Source organism: Streptomyces gobitricini (assembly GCF_039532985.1).
Lineage (GTDB): Bacteria > Actinomycetota > Actinomycetes > Streptomycetales > Streptomycetaceae > Streptomyces > Streptomyces gobitricini.
Genome location: NZ_BAAASR010000049.1, coordinates 159918 through 178020, shown reverse-complemented (window position 1 = coordinate 178020; position 18103 = coordinate 159918). Strand labels below are relative to the sequence as shown.

At 71.9% G+C, this 18103-nt stretch carries 14 protein-coding genes; 12 read left to right on the top strand and 2 right to left on the bottom strand.

Annotation, left to right across the window (positions count from 1 at the left end):
• Window positions 1-98 precede the first annotated feature (98 nt).
• The 8 genes from ABD347_RS29170 (at window position 99) to mutM (ending at window position 8373) form a co-directional block, all read left to right on the top strand.
• Window positions 99-3248 (top strand): helicase-related protein, encoded by a 3150-nt coding sequence (locus tag ABD347_RS29170; protein WP_344366817.1) that lies wholly within the window; start codon window positions 99-101, stop codon window positions 3246-3248.
• Window positions 3249-3317: 69 nt separating this feature from the next.
• Window positions 3318-3902 carry a 16S rRNA (guanine(966)-N(2))-methyltransferase RsmD gene (rsmD, locus tag ABD347_RS29165; RefSeq protein ID WP_344366815.1) on the top strand — a complete coding sequence of 195 codons (585 nt, stop codon included), beginning with the start codon at window positions 3318-3320 and terminating at the stop codon, window positions 3900-3902.
• Between the two features lie 26 nt (window positions 3903-3928).
• Entirely contained in the window at window positions 3929-4408 is a 480-nt protein-coding gene (gene coaD, locus ABD347_RS29160) for a pantetheine-phosphate adenylyltransferase (protein WP_344366916.1), read from the top strand.
• A gap of 101 nt (window positions 4409-4509) precedes the next feature.
• Entirely contained in the window at window positions 4510-5565 is a 1056-nt protein-coding gene (locus ABD347_RS29155) for a F0F1 ATP synthase subunit B (RefSeq protein WP_344366813.1), read from the top strand.
• A 168-nt stretch (window positions 5566-5733) separates the two neighbouring features.
• A complete protein-coding gene (locus tag ABD347_RS29150) occupies window positions 5734-6339 on the top strand; it encodes a YceD family protein (RefSeq protein ID WP_344366812.1) in 606 nt (201 codons plus the stop codon).
• 2 nt (window positions 6340-6341) lie between these two features.
• Window positions 6342-6515: a 50S ribosomal protein L32 gene (gene rpmF / locus ABD347_RS29145; RefSeq protein WP_030496967.1), complete on the top strand. Its 174-nt coding sequence runs from the start codon at window positions 6342-6344 to the stop codon at window positions 6513-6515.
• A gap of 20 nt (window positions 6516-6535) precedes the next feature.
• Window positions 6536-7420, top strand: a complete 885-nt coding sequence (rnc, locus tag ABD347_RS29140; protein WP_425575790.1) for a ribonuclease III — start codon at window positions 6536-6538, stop codon at window positions 7418-7420.
• A 77-nt stretch (window positions 7421-7497) separates the two neighbouring features.
• The gene (mutM, locus tag ABD347_RS29135; RefSeq protein ID WP_344366807.1) at window positions 7498-8373 is read left to right on the top strand and encodes a bifunctional DNA-formamidopyrimidine glycosylase/DNA-(apurinic or apyrimidinic site) lyase; all 876 of its coding nucleotides are present in this window, start codon (window positions 7498-7500) and stop codon (window positions 8371-8373) included.
• A 337-nt stretch (window positions 8374-8710) separates the two neighbouring features.
• Here the strand turns inward: mutM and ABD347_RS29130 are convergent, their stop codons facing one another.
• A complete protein-coding gene (locus ABD347_RS29130; protein ID WP_344366805.1) occupies window positions 8711-9580 on the bottom strand; it encodes a CAP domain-containing protein in 870 nt (289 codons plus the stop codon).
• A gap of 151 nt (window positions 9581-9731) precedes the next feature.
• Here ABD347_RS29130 and ABD347_RS29125 point away from each other — a divergent pair, with 151 nt between their 5' ends.
• From ABD347_RS29125 to ABD347_RS29110, 4 genes are all read left to right on the top strand, one after another.
• Window positions 9732-10013: an acylphosphatase gene (locus ABD347_RS29125; protein WP_344366803.1), complete on the top strand. Its 282-nt coding sequence runs from the start codon at window positions 9732-9734 to the stop codon at window positions 10011-10013.
• Window positions 10014-10437: 424 nt separating this feature from the next.
• Window positions 10438-10650 carry a hypothetical protein gene (locus tag ABD347_RS29120; protein ID WP_344366801.1) on the top strand — a complete coding sequence of 71 codons (213 nt, stop codon included), beginning with the start codon at window positions 10438-10440 and terminating at the stop codon, window positions 10648-10650.
• Between the two features lie 210 nt (window positions 10651-10860).
• Window positions 10861-14430: a chromosome segregation protein SMC gene (smc, locus tag ABD347_RS29115; RefSeq protein WP_344366799.1), complete on the top strand. Its 3570-nt coding sequence runs from the start codon at window positions 10861-10863 to the stop codon at window positions 14428-14430.
• A 250-nt stretch (window positions 14431-14680) separates the two neighbouring features.
• Window positions 14681-16099 (top strand): sugar porter family MFS transporter, encoded by a 1419-nt coding sequence (locus tag ABD347_RS29110; protein ID WP_344366798.1) that lies wholly within the window; start codon window positions 14681-14683, stop codon window positions 16097-16099.
• A 498-nt stretch (window positions 16100-16597) separates the two neighbouring features.
• On the opposite strand, the gene ABD347_RS29105 is transcribed toward ABD347_RS29110, so the two are convergent.
• The gene (locus ABD347_RS29105) at window positions 16598-18040 is read right to left on the bottom strand and encodes a cytosine permease (protein ID WP_344366796.1); all 1443 of its coding nucleotides are present in this window, start codon (window positions 18038-18040) and stop codon (window positions 16598-16600) included.
• Window positions 18041-18103: the final 63 nt, after the last annotated feature.

Genomic DNA, 18103 nt, shown 5'->3' with positions numbered 1-18103 from the left:
TCCCGGCGTCCCCCAGGGCCGGTGGGGCGGGTTCTCCCGGTGGCGGCAACGGGCGTGGCGTCCACAGGTGGGCGCGCCTGTCAGTGGCGTGGTGTGCAATGGGAGACGTGTCAGCTCTCGACGAACCACTGAAGAAGCAGCTCGGCGCCGCCACCGCCAAGGTGATGGCCGAGCACCTCGATCTGCACACCGTCGGCGATCTGTTGCACCACTACCCGCGGCGGTACGCGGAGCGCGGTGAGCTCACCGCGCTCGCCGACCTGCCGCTGGACGAGCACGTCACGGTGGTGGCCCGGGTCGCGGACGCGCGCGTGCTGACGTTCAACAGCGCCAAGGGGCGCGGCCAGCGCCTGGAGGTGACCATCACCGACGGCAGCGGGCGGCTCCAACTGGTCTTCTTCGGCAAGGGCGTGCACAAGCCGCACAAGGACCTGCTGCCCGGCACGCGCGCGATGTTCGCCGGCAAGGTGTCCGTCTTCAACCGCAAGACGCAGCTCGCCCACCCCGCGTACGAGCTGCTGCGCGGCGAGGACGGGGAAACGGCCGTGGACAGCTGGGCGGGGGCCCTCATCCCGATCTACCCGGCCACCACCAAGCTGGAGTCCTGGAAGATCGCCAAGGCGGTCGACGCGGTGCTCCCCAGCGCGGTGGACGCCGTCGACCCGCTGCCGCCCGCCCTGCGCGAGGGCCGCGGCCTGACCGACCTCCCGGACGCCCTGCGCAAGATCCACCGCCCGCGCACCAAGGCCGACATCGCCGACGCCCGGGAGCGGCTCAAGTGGGACGAGGCGTTCGTCCTCCAGGTGGCGCTGGCCCGGCGGCGGTTCGCCGACACCCAACTGCCCGCGGTGGCACGCGAACCGGTCCCCGGCGGGCTGCTGGACGCCTTCGACGCCCGGCTGCCGTTCACCCTCACCGAGGGCCAGGAGAAGGTGTCGAGGGAGATCTTCGACGACCTGGCCACCGAGCACCCGATGCACCGTCTCCTCCAGGGCGAGGTCGGCTCGGGCAAGGCGCAGCCGCTCGACGCCCTGGTCCTGACCCCGTGCGGGTACCGGCGGATGGGTGACATCGCCCCGGGGGAGGAGGTCGTCGTGCCGACGGGGGAGGTCGCCGTCGTGGACGGAGTCTTCCCCCAGGGCGAGCGCGACGTCTGGCGCCTTGTGCTCTCGGACGGCACTTCCGTGGAATGCGACGACGAACATCTGTGGATCGTCGGCACGAGCTCCGCCTGGCACCGCGGCCGGCAGCCCGGGGTGATGACCACCCGGGAGATCAGAGAAGACACGCTCGAAGCCGATGGTTCGCCCAAGTGGCACCTGCCGACCGCCGTCCCGGTGGACCTCGGCGGCGATGCCGATGTCGCGCTCGACCCCTACGTACTGGGTGTGCTCCTGGGAGGCGGATCACTCCGGCACGACCTCGGACTCTCCGGCATCGACGAGGAGGTCCTCGGCCACGTCAGGGCCGCCCTCGGCCCTGAGCGCCCGGGAGGGGGGACCCTCGGCGATCCGGTGATCGAGACGCTGCGCGACCTCGGGCTGTGGGGGCTCACCCCGCACGAGAAGTTCGTCCCCGACCCGTACAAGAACGCCCCGGTGAAGAACCGGCTGGCGGTGCTGCGGGGGCTCATGGACGCGGCCGGCACCGTGCCCGCGGACGGCTTCGGCGTCCGCTTCCGCAGCGCTTCCCGGCGGCTGGCCCACGACGTGGCCTGGCTGGTGCGCTCCCTGGGGGGCAGCGCGCGAGTCGCGCCGAGGGACGAGGCCTTCGACGTCTCCGCGGTACTGCCGGACGACTGCGCGCCCTTCGGAGTGTCCCGCACAGCGGCCCGCCTGCGCCCCCGGCCGCAGGACCACACCTTCCGCAGGGGGGTTCAGGCCGTCGAGTACGTCGGCAGGAAGCCGGTCCAGTGCATCAGCGTCGCCCACCCGAGCCGCGCCTATGTCACCGACAACTTCACTGTCACGCACAACACCATGGTCGCCCTGCGGGCGATGCTCGCCGTGGTCGACGCGGGCGGGCAGGCCGCGATGCTCGCGCCCACCGAGGTCCTCGCCCAGCAGCACCACCGGTCCGTCACCGAGATGATGGGCGAGCTCGCCGAGGGAGGGATGCTCGGCGGTACCGAGCACGCCACCAAGGTGGTGCTCCTGACCGGGTCGATGGGGGCCGCCGCGCGGCGGCGGGCGCTGCTCGACCTGGTGACCGGCGAGGCCGGCATCGTCATCGGGACGCACGCGCTGATCGAGGACAAGGTCCGCTTCCACGACCTGGGCCTGGTGGTCGTCGACGAGCAGCACCGCTTCGGTGTGGAACAGCGCGACGCCCTGCGCGGCAAGGGGAAGCAACCGCCGCACCTGCTGGTCATGACCGCCACGCCCATCCCCCGCACGGTCGCGATGACCGTCTTCGGCGACCTGGAGACCTCCGTCCTCGACCAGCTCCCCGCCGGCCGCTCGCCGATCGCCAGCCATGTCGTCCCGGCCGCCGACAAGCCGCACTTCCTGGCGCGCGCCTGGGAGCGGGTCCGCGAGGAGGTGGAGAACGGCCACCAGGCGTACGTGGTCTGCCCCCGCATCGGTGACGAGGAGGACGAGAAGAAGAAGGCCAAGGAGGACGACGCGGACAAGCGGCCCCCGCTCGCCGTCCTGGACGTCGCCGACCAGCTCGCCAAGGGCCCGCTCGCGGGCCTGCGCGTCGAGGTGCTGCACGGCAGGATGGCCCCGGACGACAAGGACGCCGTGATGCGCCGCTTCGCCGCGGGCGACGCCGACGTCCTGGTCGCGACGACCGTCATCGAGGTCGGCGTCAACGTCCCCAACGCCACCGCCATGGTGATCATGGACGCGGACCGGTTCGGCGTCTCCCAGCTGCACCAGCTCCGCGGCCGCGTGGGCCGCGGCTCCGCCCCGGGACTGTGCCTGCTGGTCACCGAGATGCCCGAGGCGAGCCCCGCGCGGCAGCGTCTCGCCGCCGTCGCCTCCACCCTCGACGGCTTCGAGCTCTCCCGCATCGACCTCGAACAGCGCCGCGAGGGCGACGTCCTCGGCCAGGCCCAGTCCGGCGTCCGCTCCAGCCTCCGCATGCTCACCGTCATCGACGACGAGGAGGTCATCGCGGCCGCCCGCGAGGAGGCGGTGGCCGTCGTCGCCGCCGACCCGGAGCTGGAGCGCCTCCCGGAGCTGCGCACGGCCCTGGACGCGCTGCTCGACAAGGAGCGGGAGCAGTACCTGGAGAAGGGCTGAGCCGTGCGCATCTCCCGGGAGCCCATATCGTGGACTCACCAGCATCCACAGGACGGCTAAGGACCTCAGATGACCCGCGTGATCGCCGGTGCGGCCGGCGGACGCCGCCTGGCAGTGCCGCCGGGCAACGGCACCCGCCCCACCTCCGACCGGGCGCGTGAGGGGCTGTTCTCCACCTGGGAGGCGCTCCTCGGCACGCTCGACGGCATCCGGATCGCCGACCTGTACGCCGGATCCGGCGCCGTCGGCCTGGAGGCGCTCTCCCGGGGCGCCGCCCACGCCCTGCTCGTCGAGGCCGACCAGCGGGCCGCCCGCACGGTCCGCGAGAACGTCCGGGCGCTCGGCCTGCCCGGCGCCGAGGTCCGCGCCGGCAAGGCCGAGCAGATCGTGACGGGCGCGCCGCCGGCCGCCCCGTACGACGTCGTCTTCCTCGACCCGCCGTACGCGGTCTCCGACGACGATCTTGGCGAGATACTCCTCACACTCCGCGCCAAAGGCTGGCTCGCCGGCGATGCGCTCGTCACCGTGGAGCGCAGCACCAGGGGCGGAGAATTCAGCTGGCCGGACGGTTTCGAACCGCTGCGGGCCCGCCGCTACGGCGAGGGAACGTTTTGGTACGGTCGCGCCGCCTCTACGTGCGAAGACGCACGATGACCGGTTCGGAGAGCGAGGGAATCCAGTTGCGCCGCGCAGTCTGTCCGGGGTCGTTCGACCCCATCACCAACGGGCACCTCGACATCATCGCCCGCGCCTCCAAGCTGTACGACGTCGTCCACGTCGCGGTGATGGTCAACCAGTCCAAGAAGGGGCTGTTCACCGTCGACGAGCGGATGGAGCTCATCCGCCAGGTCACCGCCGACTACGGCAACGTCAAGGTGGAGTCGCACCACGGCCTGCTCGTCGACTTCTGCAAGGAGCGCGAGATCCCCGCCATCGTCAAGGGGCTGCGCGCGGTCAGCGACTTCGACTACGAGCTCCAGATGGCCCAGATGAACAACGGCCTCTCCGGTGTCGAGACGCTCTTCGTCCCGACCAACCCCACCTACAGCTTCCTGTCCTCCTCCCTGGTCAAGGAGGTCGCCGCCTGGGGCGGTGACGTCTCGCACCTGCTCCCGCCCGTGGTCCACGAGGCCCTCGTGAAGCGCCTGGGCGAGAAGTGAGCGCCTGACGGCCCGTCAGCCGCTGTCGGGACGCCACCGACTGGCCTTACAGTCGTCCCGTCCGTCTCCAATCCGGCTGTAGAGAGTGGCGAGCACACACGGTGGACGTGCAGAAGAAGCTCGACGAGATCGTCGAGACGGTCGCGAGCGCCCGTTCCATGCCCATGTCGGCCTCCTGCGTGGTCAACCGCGCCGATCTGCTCGCGATGCTCGACGAGCTGCGCCAGGCCCTGCCGGGCTCGCTGGCCCAGGCGCAGGAGCTGATCGGCGGCCGTGAGCAGCTGGTCGAGCAGGCTCGCCAGGAGGCCGAGCGGATCATCGAGGCCGCCCACGCCGAGCGCGGTTCGCTGATCTCCGACACCCAGGTCGCCCGCCGGTCCCAGGAGGAGGCCGACCGCATCCTCACCGAGGCCCGCCGGGAGGCCGAGGAGATCCGTGCCGAGGCCGACGACTACGTCGACTCCAAGCTCGCCAACTTCGAGGTCGTCCTCACCAAGACCATCGGCTCGGTCGACCGCGGCCGCGAGAAGCTCCTCGGCCGGGGCCCCGGCCTCGACGACCAGGGGTACGCCGACGAGGACGCCCCCGAGCACAGCGCCGACCCGCAGACCCTGATCCGGCGCGCGGACGAGTACGTCGACGCCAAGATCAGCGCCTTCGAGGCCGTCCTCACCAAGACCCTGGAGGCGGTCGGCCGCGGCCGGCAGAAGCTGCACGGCCGGATCGCCAGCGATGAACTCGGTGCCCACATGGCGGCCCAGGACGCGGCGGCCGGCGGCCGGCGGCACACCAGCGACGCCGACTACCTGGCGGGCCTGGCCGAGCTGGCGGACCCGGAGCCGGGCAGGCGGGCCGCCCAGGACCCCGTACAGCCCACCGCGCACATCCCGGCCCAGCAGCCGGACCCGTACGCCTACCAGCAGCCCCAGGACGCGTACGCCTACCAGCAGGACCCGTACACCTACCAGGGGTACGACCAGGGCCAGGGCTACGCCCAGCAGCCCTACACGTACGACCAGCAGCAGCCCGCGCAGCCGCAGCAGGCCGCGGCGCTCGACGAGACCAGCTTCTTCGACACCAGCATGATCGACCTGGAGCAGCTCCGTCAGTACGAGCAGGGCCACGGCCACGGCCAGGGCCATGGTCAGGGGCACTGACCGGCCCGGATTGGGCTGTGGGCTGAGCGTCCAGTATCCTGGCTCTTCGGTCGCGAGTACGTCCGCGATCCCGCGTGCCCGCATCGGCTCCGATGCCGGGCCGCCCCCCTGGACGATCCGAAAGCAGGAAGAACCCTGAGTACGCGCCTCGACCACCGCAACCCCCTCGTGTTCGACACGCACGAGCTGGGTCGGCGTCCCGGTGCCCTCCAGCGGATCTCCCGCACGGTCGAGGCCCCCGCGGACCTCGGCATCGACGGGGTCATCGGCGTACCCCAGGGCTCGCCCGTCGAGCTCGGCCTCCGTCTCGAGTCGGTCATGGAAGGGGTGCTTGTCACAGGCACCGCCCGTGCGTCGGCCGAGGGGGAGTGCGTAAGGTGTCTGGAGCCGCTGCGCCAGGATGTCGCGGCGGACTTCCAGGAGATGTTCTCGTACCCCGACACCGACGACCGGGGCCACCGTCAGGCGGCCGCGGACGACGATGCCGAGGACGACGAGGACATGACCCCGCTCGAGGACGGCATGTTCGACCTCGAGCCCGTGCTGCGTGATGCGGTGGTGCTCGCACTGCCGATGCAGCCGGTGTGCCGGGAGGACTGTGCCGGGTTGTGCGCCGAATGCGGGGCCAACCTGAACGAGAACCCGGACCACCACCATGACGCCGTCGACATTCGTTGGGCGGCACTGCAGGGACTCGCCGATTCACTCGGGACCGGCGAGAAGGACAACATGAGCGGCGCCGAACCGGGCGTCGACGAGAAGCAGGAGAAGTAGCCGTGGCTGTTCCGAAGCGGAAGATGTCGCGCAGCAACACGCGCCACCGCCGGTCGCAGTGGAAGGCTGCGGTCCCCACCCTGGTTTCGTGTGAGCGTTGCCAGGAGCCGAAGCAGCAGCACATCGCGTGCCCGAGCTGCGGCACGTACAACAAGCGCCAGGTCCTCTCGGTCTGAGCGGGCTGGTGAGAGGCACCGTGTCCAGCCAGAAAACGGCAGAAGACGCCAAGAAGCAGGCGGAGAACACGGCCTCGTCCCACACGCTTCTGGAAGGGCGGCTCGGGTACCACCTCGAGTCCGCCCTTCTGGTGCGTGCGCTGACCCACCGTTCGTACGCGTACGAGAACGGCGGCCTGCCCACCAACGAGCGCCTGGAGTTCCTCGGGGACTCCGTGCTCGGCCTGGTGGTCACGGACACGCTGTACCGCACCCACCCCGACCTGCCGGAAGGCCAGCTGGCCAAACTGCGGGCCGCGGTGGTCAACTCGCGTGCGCTGGCGGAGGTCGGCCGCGGCCTCGACCTGGGCTCCTTCATCCGGCTCGGCCGGGGCGAGGAAGGCACCGGGGGCCGGGACAAGGCATCCATCCTCGCCGACACCCTCGAAGCGGTGATCGGCGCGGTCTATCTCGACCAGGGCCTCGGCGCGGCGTCCGAGCTGGTGCACCGGCTCTTCGACCCGCTGATCGAGAAGTCCTCGAACCTCGGCGCCGGCCTGGACTGGAAGACCAGCCTCCAGGAGCTCACCGCGGCCGAGGGCCTCGGCGTTCCGGAGTACCTGGTCACCGAGACCGGACCGGACCACGAGAAGACCTTCACTGCTGCTGCCCGCGTCGGTGGTGTCTCGTACGGCACCGGCACCGGCCGCAGCAAGAAGGAAGCGGAGCAGCAGGCGGCGGAGGCCGCCTGGCGCGCCATCCGGGCCGCCGCGGACGAGCGGGAGGCGGCGGCGAAGGCCGCGGCCGAATCCGGCTCGGACACCGGCGTGGCTCCCGGTACGGGCACGCGCAACGGCGACGGATCCGACGCCGCAGAGGTCGCCGACACCTCTTCGGTCTCCGAAGCCCCGCAGGCCACGGCCTGAGCTGCTCGTTCCTGCCCCGTCGCACTCCCCGTGCGGCGGGGTTTCCCCATGAGCCCGCGAGATCGTGAAGGAGCGCCGTGCCGGAGCTTCCCGAGGTCGAAGTCGTACGGCGCGGCCTGGAGCGCTGGGTCAGCGGCCGGACCGTCTCCGACGTCCAGGTCCTGCACCCGCGTGCCGTGCGGCGGCACCTCGCGGGCGACGAGGACTTCGCCGGCCGGCTGAGGGGGCACCGCTTCGGCGTCGCGCGGCGGCGCGGGAAGTACCTGTGGCTGCCGCTGGAGGACACCGACGCGTCCGTCCTCGGGCACCTGGGCATGAGCGGGCAGCTGCTCGTGCAGCCGGAGGACGCGGCGGACGAGAAGCACCTGCGGGTCCGTATCCGCTTCGGCGACGGACTCGGCACCGAGCTGCGCTTCGTCGACCAGCGCACCTTCGGCGGGCTCTCCCTGCACGAGAACACCCCCGACGGACTGCCCCTGGCCATCGCGCACATCGCCCGCGACCCCCTGGACCCCGAGTTCGACGAGGCCGCCTTCCACACGGCGCTGCGGCTGCGCCGTACGACCGTGAAACGCGCCCTGCTCGACCAGTCGCTGATCAGCGGCGTCGGCAACATTTACGCGGACGAGGCCCTGTGGCGCGCCCGCCTGCACTACGACCGGCCCACCGGGACGCTGACCCGCCCCCGGTCGGCCGAACTCCTCGGGCACGTACGGGACGTCATGACGGCCGCCCTCGCGGTCGGCGGCACCAGCTTCGACAGCCTGTACGTGAACGTCAACGGCGAGTCCGGATACTTCGACCGGTCCCTGGACGCCTACGGCCGCGAGGGCGAGCCCTGCCGGCGGTGCGGCACCCCGATGCGCCGCCGCCCCTGGATGAACCGGTCCAGCTACTTCTGCCCGCGCTGTCAGCGGCCGCCGCGTACCTCTCCGCCGCGCGCCCTGCCGTAGCGCTCCCGGCCGTCAGGACCACCGGCTCCCGGCCCCCGACCGGCCCGACCGCCCGGGAAGCCGCCCGGCGGCGACGTGCGGGCCGGAGCGGCGCCGCCCCGTGTCCGCCGCGCGCGGCGAACCGGTGGTCGCCGCGTGACGGACCCTCGGCCCCCCCCCGGCGTGACGGGCCCGTCGGCCGGGCGCCACGGTGGGCGAGGCCGCCCCGCCCCGGTGCCCCGCCGTCCCGTTCCGGGGCGTGCGGCGTCCGAGCGCGCGGGCACTGCCGGGAGGAGGCGCCGGACGCCGACCGGTCATCCACACCCGCCGGCCCGGCGTACCGCGCGTGGCCGGACGGTCAGAAGCCGAAGTTCTGGGTCCACCAGGGGCCGCCGTCGGCGAAGTGCACTCCGACGCCGAGCCGCGTGTAGTCGCAGTTGAGGATGTTGGCGCGGTGGCCGTCGCTGTTCATCCAGGACTCCATCACGGCCCGTGCGTCGGCCTGTCCGCGCGCGATGTTCTCCGCGGCGAGTCCTTCGACGCCCGCCTTGGCGGCGCGGTCCCAGGGCGATGCCCCGTCGGGGTCGGTGTGCGAGAAGAAGCCGCGCTCCGCCATGTCCTCGCTGTACGCGCCGGCCAGGGCCGACAGCCCGCGGGAGGCCCGCACCGGGACGCAGCCCACCTTGGCGCGCTCCGCGTTGACCAGGGCGAGCACCGCGGCCTCGGCGGCCGCCTCCCGGCCGGTGCCGGCGGCGGCAGGGGCCGAGGGCGGGACGGAGGGGACCCGGGGCCTCTCCACGGTCCGCTCGGGCGAGGGCGTGGCCGTACGCGTGGGCGGCGCGCTGCTGGGCGCCGTCTTCTTCGGCGCCGGGGCCTTCGTCCGCTTCGACGGTGCGGAGGCCGGCGGCGTGGACGGCGTGGCGGACGGCCTCGTCGAGGGGGCTGTGGAGGAGGGCGCCCGGGAGGGGGCCGACGTCCGCTCGGCGCTCCGGCTCGCGGCCGTCGAGGGCCGCTCGGGCGTGGCGCTGGAGCCGCCCTGCGCGTTCAGCTCGGGGGCGCCACCGACGTGTACGCGTCCGTCCGCGCCGCTGCCGCCGATGGTGAAGGTGTCGCCACCGGGCAGCAGGCCGGAGGTCACGGCGACGGCGCCGACCGCCATCGCGGCGGAGGCGCCGAGCAGCCCGGTGCGTACGGGCACCACGGCCCGCTTCTTCCGGTGGCGTCCCATCTCCTGTGCCTTCCTGCTCCGACGTCCCGTCCGTACGTCCGCGTCATTCGGTCACTCGCCCGAACGGGTGAGGCTCATTTCGTCGGGACTGTACGCCATGACGTGTGGGGGAGAAGTGCTCCGAGTGCAATTGGCCGGTTAGCGTGCGGGCATGAACGAAGACGTACGGCTCACCGCCTGGGTGCGCGGCCGAGTACAGGGAGTGGGCTTCCGCTGGTTCACCAGGGCGAATGCTCTGGAGATCGGAGGTCTTACCGGCTTCGCCCTCAATCTGGACGACGGGAGGGTGCAGGTGGTGGCCGAGGGGGCGAGTGAGAATTGCCACCGTTTGCTGGAGTGGCTTCGCTCCGGCGACACACCCGGGCACGTCGAAGGAGTCACGGAGATATGGGGCGCCCCGCGTGGCGGCTATGACGGCTTCGCCATCCGTTGACGATCTTGTCACCGACACCGGTCCGCGTCGGCGCGCCGGCGCCCGGCGGAGCTGCCGCGGGCATGTGCGAAGGCAGAAATGACCTGGTGGTTGCCAAGAATGGCCGGGCGTGCCAGGCTGCGCGGGTAAGGATGATCCAAAGGGCCCGAGAGGCTCTCCGAGGATCGCCCCGAACGCCCCTGGGCACCGCAGTGAGAGGCGCCGCCGCACGTTCGCGGTCACGCGCCCCCCGGTCGTCCCTTGATGCGGGGCGTGATCGTGTTGACCGTCAAACTTTTTGGTGAGACTCTGGAAGCCCCGCGCACCTTAGCTGTTTGGCAGTGAGAACCGCAGTGGCACCAAGCACTGCCGGACACCGCGGGTGCGAAAATCCCTCACGACCCAACCGCTTCGGTCGGTCACTCAGTGTGGAGGACCAAAAGTCATGGCAAAGGCGCTTCTCGGTTATGTCGGCGGTTCCGACCCGCGACTTCTCGCCGAGATGCGACGGCTTCAGCAGCGCGTCCAGGACCTCGAGTCCGAGCTCGTACGGATTCAGTCCGAGAACGATGCGCTGAACGCGGCCGCCGCTCACAGCGAGACGTTGCTCGACGGCATCGACATCGACGTACCCAAGGCGGAGCCTGCGCTCACCTGATCCCAGCCCTCGTCGGCATGGCCCGTACCGGCACTCCGCGGTACCGGGCAGGGTGAGAAACACTCTCGCGAGATATGCAAGGGACGCTTCGGCGTCCCTTCTTTCTTTTCCTTCCCCCCGCCGCCATCCGGCGTTCAACTGATCCTTACCGTCTGATGTGCCCTGCGCATTCATGGGTCAAACGGAAGGTGACAGGTAGAGTCCGGGGGCGTGCACCTCAAGGCCCTGACCCTGCGCGGTTTCAAATCGTTCGCCTCCGCCACCACCCTCCGGTTCGAACCGGGAATCACGTGCGTCGTGGGGCCGAACGGATCGGGCAAGTCCAATGTGGTGGACGCGCTCTCCTGGGTCATGGGTGAACAGGGGGCCAAGTCGCTGCGCGGCGGGAAGATGGAGGACGTCATCTTCGCCGGGACGACCGGGCGCCCGCCGCTCGGCCGGGCCGAGGTCTCCCTCACGATCGACAACTCCGACGGCGCCCTGCCCATCGACTACGCCGAAGTCACCATCACGCGGATCATGTTCCGGGGCGGCAGCAGCGAGTACCAGATCAACGGCGACACCTGCCGGCTGCTCGACATCCAGGATCTCCTCAGCGACTCCGGCATCGGCCGGGAGATGCACGTGATCGTCGGGCAGGGCCAGCTCGACTCCGTGCTGCACGCCGACCCGATGGGACGCCGGGCGTTCATCGAAGAGGCGGCCGGCGTGCTCAAGCACCGCAAGCGCAAGGAGAAGGCGCTGCGGAAGCTGGACGCGATGCAGGCCAACCTCGCCCGCGTGCAGGACCTCACCGACGAGCTGCGCCGCCAGCTCAAGCCGCTCGGGCGGCAGGCCGCCGTGGCGCGGCGGGCCGCCGTCATCCAGGCCGATCTGCGCGACGCCCGGCTCCGGCTGCTCGCCGACGACCTCGTACGCCTCCAGGAGGCGCTGAAGGCCGAGATCGCCGACGAGGCCGCGCTGAAGGAGCGCAAGGAGCGGGCGGAGGCCGAAGTCAAGGCGGCGCTCGGGCGCGAGGCGGAGCTTGAGGACGAGGTGCGGCGGCTCACGCCCCGGCTCCAGCGCGCCCAGCAGTCCTGGTACGAGCTGTCGCAGCTGGCCGAGCGGGTGCGCGGCACGGTCTCGCTGGCCGACGCGCGGGTGAAGAGCGCCACCGCCCCGCCGGTGGAGGAGCGGCGTGGCCGTGACCCCGAGGACCTGGAGCGCGAGGCCGCCCGGATCCGCGAGCAGGAGGCGGAGCTGGAGGCCGCGCTGGAGGCGGCCCAGCGGGCGCTGGAGGACACCGTGGCCCACCGCGCCGAGCTGGAGCGGGAGCTGGCGGTGGAGGAACGCCGCCTGAAGGACGTGGCACGGGCGATCGCCGACCGGCGCGAGGGGCTGGCCCGGCTGAGCGGGCAGGTGGGCGCCGCCCGCTCCCGCGCCGCCGCCGCCCAGGCCGAGATCGACCGGCTGGCCGCCGCCCGTGACGAGGCACAGGAGCGGGCCGTCGCCGCGCAGGAGGAGTACGAGGCGCTCAAGGCGGAGGTCGACGGGCTGGACGCCGGCGACGCCGAGCTCGCCGAGCGGCACGAGGCGGCCAAGCGGGAGCTGGCCGACGCGGAGGCCGCCCTGGGCGCCGCGCGGGAGGACGCCACCGCGGCGGAGCGGAAGCGGGCCGCCACCCAGGCCCGGCACGAGGCCCTGGCACTGGGGCTGCGCCGTAAGGACGGGACGGGCGCGCTGCTGGGCGCCGCGGACCGCCTCGCCGGCCTGCTGGGCCCCGCCGCCGAACTGCTCACCGTGACGCCCGGGCACGAGGTGCCGGTCGCCGCGGCCCTGGGCGCCGCCGCCGACGCGATCGCGGTGCGGGACCCGGCGACGGCCGCCGAGGCGATCCGGATGCTGCGCAAGCAGGACGCCGGGCGGGCCGCGCTGCTGCTGGGCGGCCTGCCGGTCGGGCCCGAGGACGGCGTACGGGACGAGGGCCGTACGTACGCCGTCGACCTGGTGCGCGGGCCCGCGGAGCTGATGCCCGCCGTGCGGCGCCTGCTGCGGGACGTCGTGGTCGTGGCGACCCTGGAGGACGCCGAGGACGTGGTGTACGCCCGCCCGGGGCTCGTCGCCGTCACCGCGGAGGGGGACGTTCTCGGGGCGCACCTCGCGCAGGGCGGCTCGGCCGGGGCGCCCAGCCTGCTGGAGGTCCAGGCGTCCGTCGACGAGGCCGCCGCCGATCTGGCCGAACTGGCCGTGCGGTGCGAGGAGCTGGCGGCCGCGCAGCAGGAGGCCGCCGAGCGGCGCCGCGTCTGCGCCGCCCGGGTCGAGGAGCTGACCGATCGGCGCCGGGCGGCCGACCGGGAGAAGTCGTCCGTCGCGCAGGCGCTCGGGCGGCTCGCCGGGCAGGCGCGCGGTGCCGCGGGCGAGGCGGAGAGGACCGCCGCGGCCGCCGCCCGGGCACAGGAGGCGCTGGAGCGGGCCACCGAGGAGGCCGAGGAGCTGGCCGAGCGGCTGCTGGTCGCCGAGGAGGCGGCCCACCACGGGGACGGAGGGGAGGAGGAGCCCGACACCTCCGTGCGGGACCGGCTCGCCGCCGACGGCGCCAACGCCCGGCAGACCGAGATGGAGGCCCGCCTCCAGGTCCGTACGCACGAGGAGCGGGTCAAGGGGCTGGCTGGCCGCGCCGACGGGCTCGACCGGGCCGCCCGCGCCGAACGGGAGGCACGCGCGCGTGCCGAGCGGCGCCGTGCCCGCCTGCGCCACGAGGCCGAGGTCGCCGCGGCCGTCGCGTCCGGCGCCCGGCAGCTCCTCGCGCACGTCGCGGTGTCCCTGGTACGGGCGGAGCGGGAGCGGACGGCCGCCGAGAGCGCGAAGGCGGCTCGCGAACGGGACCTGGCGGAGGCCCGCGCCCGGGGCCGTGACCTGAAGGGCGAGCTGGACAAGCTCACCGACTCGGTGCACCGGGGTGAGGTGCTGGGCGCCGAGAAGCGGTTGCGCATCGAGCAGCTGGAGACCAGGGCTCTGGAGGAGCTGGGCGTGGAGCCGGCGGCACTGGTGGCCGAGTACGGTCCGGACCAGCTCGTTCCGCCGTCGCTCCCGGCCGAGGGGGAGGAGCTGCCGGAGGACCCGGACCACCCGCGCAATCAGCCGAGACGTTTCGTCCGGGCCGAACAGGAGAAACGCCTGAAGTCGGCCGAACGGGCGTACCAACAGCTCGGGAAGGTGAATCCGCTGGCGCTGGAGGAGTTCGCGGCGCTGGAGGAGCGTCACCAGTTCCTCTCCGAGCAGCTCGAGGACCTGAAGAAGACGCGGGCCGACCTGCTTCAGGTGGTGAAGGAGGTGGACGAGCGCGTCGAGCAGGTCTTCACGGAGGCGTACCGCGACACGGCCCGGGAGTTCGAGGGGGTCTTCTCCCGGCTCTTCCCGGGGGGCGAGGGGCGGCTCGTGCTGACCGACCCGGACAACATGCTCACCACGGGTGTGGACGTCGAGGCGCGGCCGCCGGGCAAGAAGGTCAAGCGGCTGTCGCTGCTGTCGGGCGGCGAGAGGTCCCTGACGGCCGTCGCCATGCTGGTGTCGATCTTCAAGGCGCGGCCGAGTCCGTTCTACGTGATGGACGAGGTGGAGGCGGCGCTGGACGACACCAACCTCCAGCGGCTGATCAGGATCATGCAGGAGCTCCAGGAGAGTTCCCAGCTGATCGTGATCACCCACCAGAAGCGGACCATGGAGGTCGCGGACGCCCTGTACGGGGTGTCGATGCAGGGGGACGGCGTCTCGAAGGTCATCAGCCAGCGTCTTCGCTGAGGCGTCCCTGAGACGTACCCGAGACATCCCTGAGGCTGCGGCGCTCGCCGAAAATCTCTTCAAGTCGTGAACGCAAGCCGACACGCCGTGTACCCAGATTCATGGCCCTAGGACTCTTGACTTCGAAACTTGAAGGCATAGTCTCTGCAGCGTTGCTTTTACCTTCAAGTGGTGGGCGGCGTGAAGTTGTGCGCCACTGGAAGGGCTCGCCCCCCATGCCCGGCGACGGCGCCGGGTACCAGGAGTTCACGTGACCAGCACAGCGAAGCCGCCGGTGTCGGGGGCCCGTGAGGCCCACCCCGACCACCTCGGCCATGTCATCTTCATCACGGCCGCCGCCGCGATGGGCGGATTCCTCTTCGGCTACGACAGCTCCGTCATCAACGGCGCCGTCGAGGCCATCCGCCACCGGTACGACATCGGCTCCGGCACCCTCGCCCAGGTGATCGCCATCGCGCTGATCGGCTGTGCCATCGGCGCCGCGACCGCCGGCCGCATCGCCGACCGCATCGGCCGCATCCGCTGCATGCAGATCGCCGCGGTCCTCTTCACCGTCAGCGCCATCGGCTCCGCCCTGCCGTTCGCCCTCTGGGACCTCGCCATGTGGCGCGTGGTCGGTGGCTTCGCCATCGGTATGGCCTCGGTGATCGGCCCCGCGTACATCGCCGAGGTCGCCCCCGCCGCCTACCGCGGCCGGCTCGGCTCCTTCCAGCAGGCCGCCATCGTCGTGGGCATCGCCGTCTCCCAGCTGGTCAACTGGGCCATCCTCAACATGGCCGGCGGCGACCAGCGCGGCAAGATCGCCGGCCTGGAGGCCTGGCAGTGGATGCTCGGCGTCATGGTGATCCCGGCCGTGCTCTACGGCCTGCTCTCCTTCGCGATCCCGGAGTCGCCCCGCTTCCTGATCTCCGTCGGCCGCAAGGACAGGGCCAAGGAGGTGCTCGCGGAGGTCGAGGGCAAGGGCGTCGACCTGGACGCGCGCGTCCTCGAGATCGAGACCGCCATGCACCGCGAGCACAAGTCGTCCTTCCGCGACCTGCTCGGCAGCCGCTTCGGCTTCCTGCCGATCGTCTGGGTGGGCATCGGCCTGTCCGTATTCCAGCAGCTCGTCGGCATCAACGTGGCGTTCTACTACTCCGCGACCCTGTGGCAGTCGGTCGGCATCAACCCGTCGAGCTCCTTCTTCTACTCGTTCACCACGTCGATCATCAACATCATCGGCACGGTGATCGCGATGATCCTGGTGGACCGGGTCGGCCGGCGCCCGCTCGCCCTCGTCGGCTCGGCCGGTATGGCGATCGCCCTCGCCTTCGAGGCCTGGGCCTTCTCCGCCGACCTCGTCGACGGCAAGCTGCCGGAGACCCAGGGTGTCGTCGCCCTGGTCGCCGCCCACCTCTTCGTGCTCTTCTTCGCCCTCTCCTGGGGCGTGGTGGTCTGGGTCTTCCTCGGCGAGATGTTCCCGAACCGGATCCGCGCCGCCGCCCTCGGTGTCGCCGCCTCCGCGCAGTGGATCGCCAACTGGGCCATCACCGCGAGCTTCCCGTCCCTGGCGGACTGGAACCTCTCCGGCACGTACGTCATCTACACGGTCTTCGCCGTGCTCTCCATCCCCTTCGTGCTCAAGTACGTGAAGGAGACCAAGGGCAAGGCGTTGGAGGAGATGGGCTAATCCCCGCTGCCCCTCTCCTCGATACGGAAACTGCCCCGGCTCACGCGGTGAGCCGGGGCAGTACGCGTCCGTCCGCGTCCGTCCGGCGGACGCCGGGGCAGTACGCGTCCGTCCGCGTCCGTCCGGCGGACGCCGGGGCCCACCGCCTCACCCACGGGCGTCCGCCCCGCACCGGGGGCCTCACCGCGGCGGGGGAGGAGCGGTACGACGGTGCCGCCCCCGCCGAGCACCGGCGCCTGCGCGGACGCACCTCCCGGCGGCCCGTCCCCCCGCGGCCGCACCGCCGGCCGGAGCCGGCCGGGTGCCACGAGGCGTATGTCCCCCGCCGGCCGGACGCGGTCCGCGCGGACGCCGCACGCCTGCGTGGTCCGTTCCGGCGTACGGGGCCGGTTCCGGCGTACGCGGCTTCCCGGCACCGCCGCGGCCGCGAGCCGGAAAGGGAAAACCCCCTCCGCCGGGCGGTGAGCGCGGCGCAGGGGGCGGGGGAACGGCGTGACGTCAGACGGAGACGGCGGCCGCCCGGGGCTCCGCCTCCTGGGCGGCCACGACGGACCGGTCGCGCGGCAGCACCGCGTACAGCACGGCCGCCACCACGATCGTCACCAGCCAGCCCAGGCCGTTCGATCCCACCCAGGAGCCGGCGAGCGGCCCGGCGAACCAGTCGACCCTCGTGAAGAGCAGGCCCACCACCAGTGCGACGCCCCACGCCGTCATGGCCTGCCAGGCGAAACCGCCCCGGTACCAGTAGGCGCTCGTGCGCGTGGTGTCCAGCAGCGCCTCGCCGTCGTACGACCGACGGCGCAGCATGTCGACGCCGAAGACGCCGATCCACGCCGAGAACGCCACCGCCAGCAGCGTCAGGAAGGAGATGAAGGAGCCGATGAAGCTGGTCGCCACCACCATGAGCAGGAAGCCGAAGACGAGCGAGATCACGGCGTTCACGCTGACCGCCCAGGCGCGCGGCACCGTGATGCCCAGCGTCTGCGCGGTGAACCCGGCCGAGTACATCGACATCGAGTTGATCAGCAGCATGCCGATCAGCGCGATCACCAGGTACGGCACCGAGATCCACGCCGGCAGCAGCTCGCCGATGAACGACACCGGGTCCTGCGCGGACGCCAGGCTCGGCGTCGACACCGCCATCACCGCCCCCATCAGCACCATCGGCAGGACGACGATCCCGGCGCCGCCGACGGTGGAGGCCACCATCGCCCTCGACGAGGCGGTACGGGGCAGATAACGGGTGAAGTCCGGACCGGACGGCACCCAGCTGATGCCGCCCGCCGCGATCGTGCCGATGCCCGCGATCATCATCGCCGTCGAACCGGCCGGCTTGGCGAAGACGTCACTCCAGTCGGTGTTGGCGACCAGGTGGACCAGTACCAGGACCGAGAACGCGCCGAAGAGGTACGTCGACCACGTGCTGCACACGCGCAGGGCGTTGATGCCCAGGCCCGAGACGAGGAAGGTCGCCGCCACGAAGAGCAGCAGCGTGACGATGATCAGGGGGGTGCTGCTCCGGATGCCGAAGAGCAGGTCGAGAACGGTGAGGACGGCGTACGCGCCCGTCACCGCGTTGATCGTCTCCCAGCCCCAGCGGGCCACCCAGATCAGCGTTCCGGGAAAGAGGTTCCCGCGCTGCCCGAAGACCGCGCGGGACAGGGCCATGCCGGGCGAACCACCGCGCTTGCCCGCGATCGAGATCAGACCGACGATCCCGTACGAGAGCACCGGCGCGGCGACCGCGACGGTCAGCACCTGCCAGAAGTTCAGGCCGTTAAAGACGATCAGGCCCGCGCCCATGGTGAGCAGCAGCACACTGATGTTCGCCGCGACCCAGGTGGGGAACAGCTCCCGGACGTGACCGGTGCGTTCGGCATCGGGGACGGGCTCGAGACCGCGGGTCTCTATCGCGCCTTCGGACTCGGAGGCGTTGGGCATGGATCAACTCCGTGCGGGAGGAGAGGGACTCCCGCATCGTACGTTCCGCCGCAAAGAGGTCCA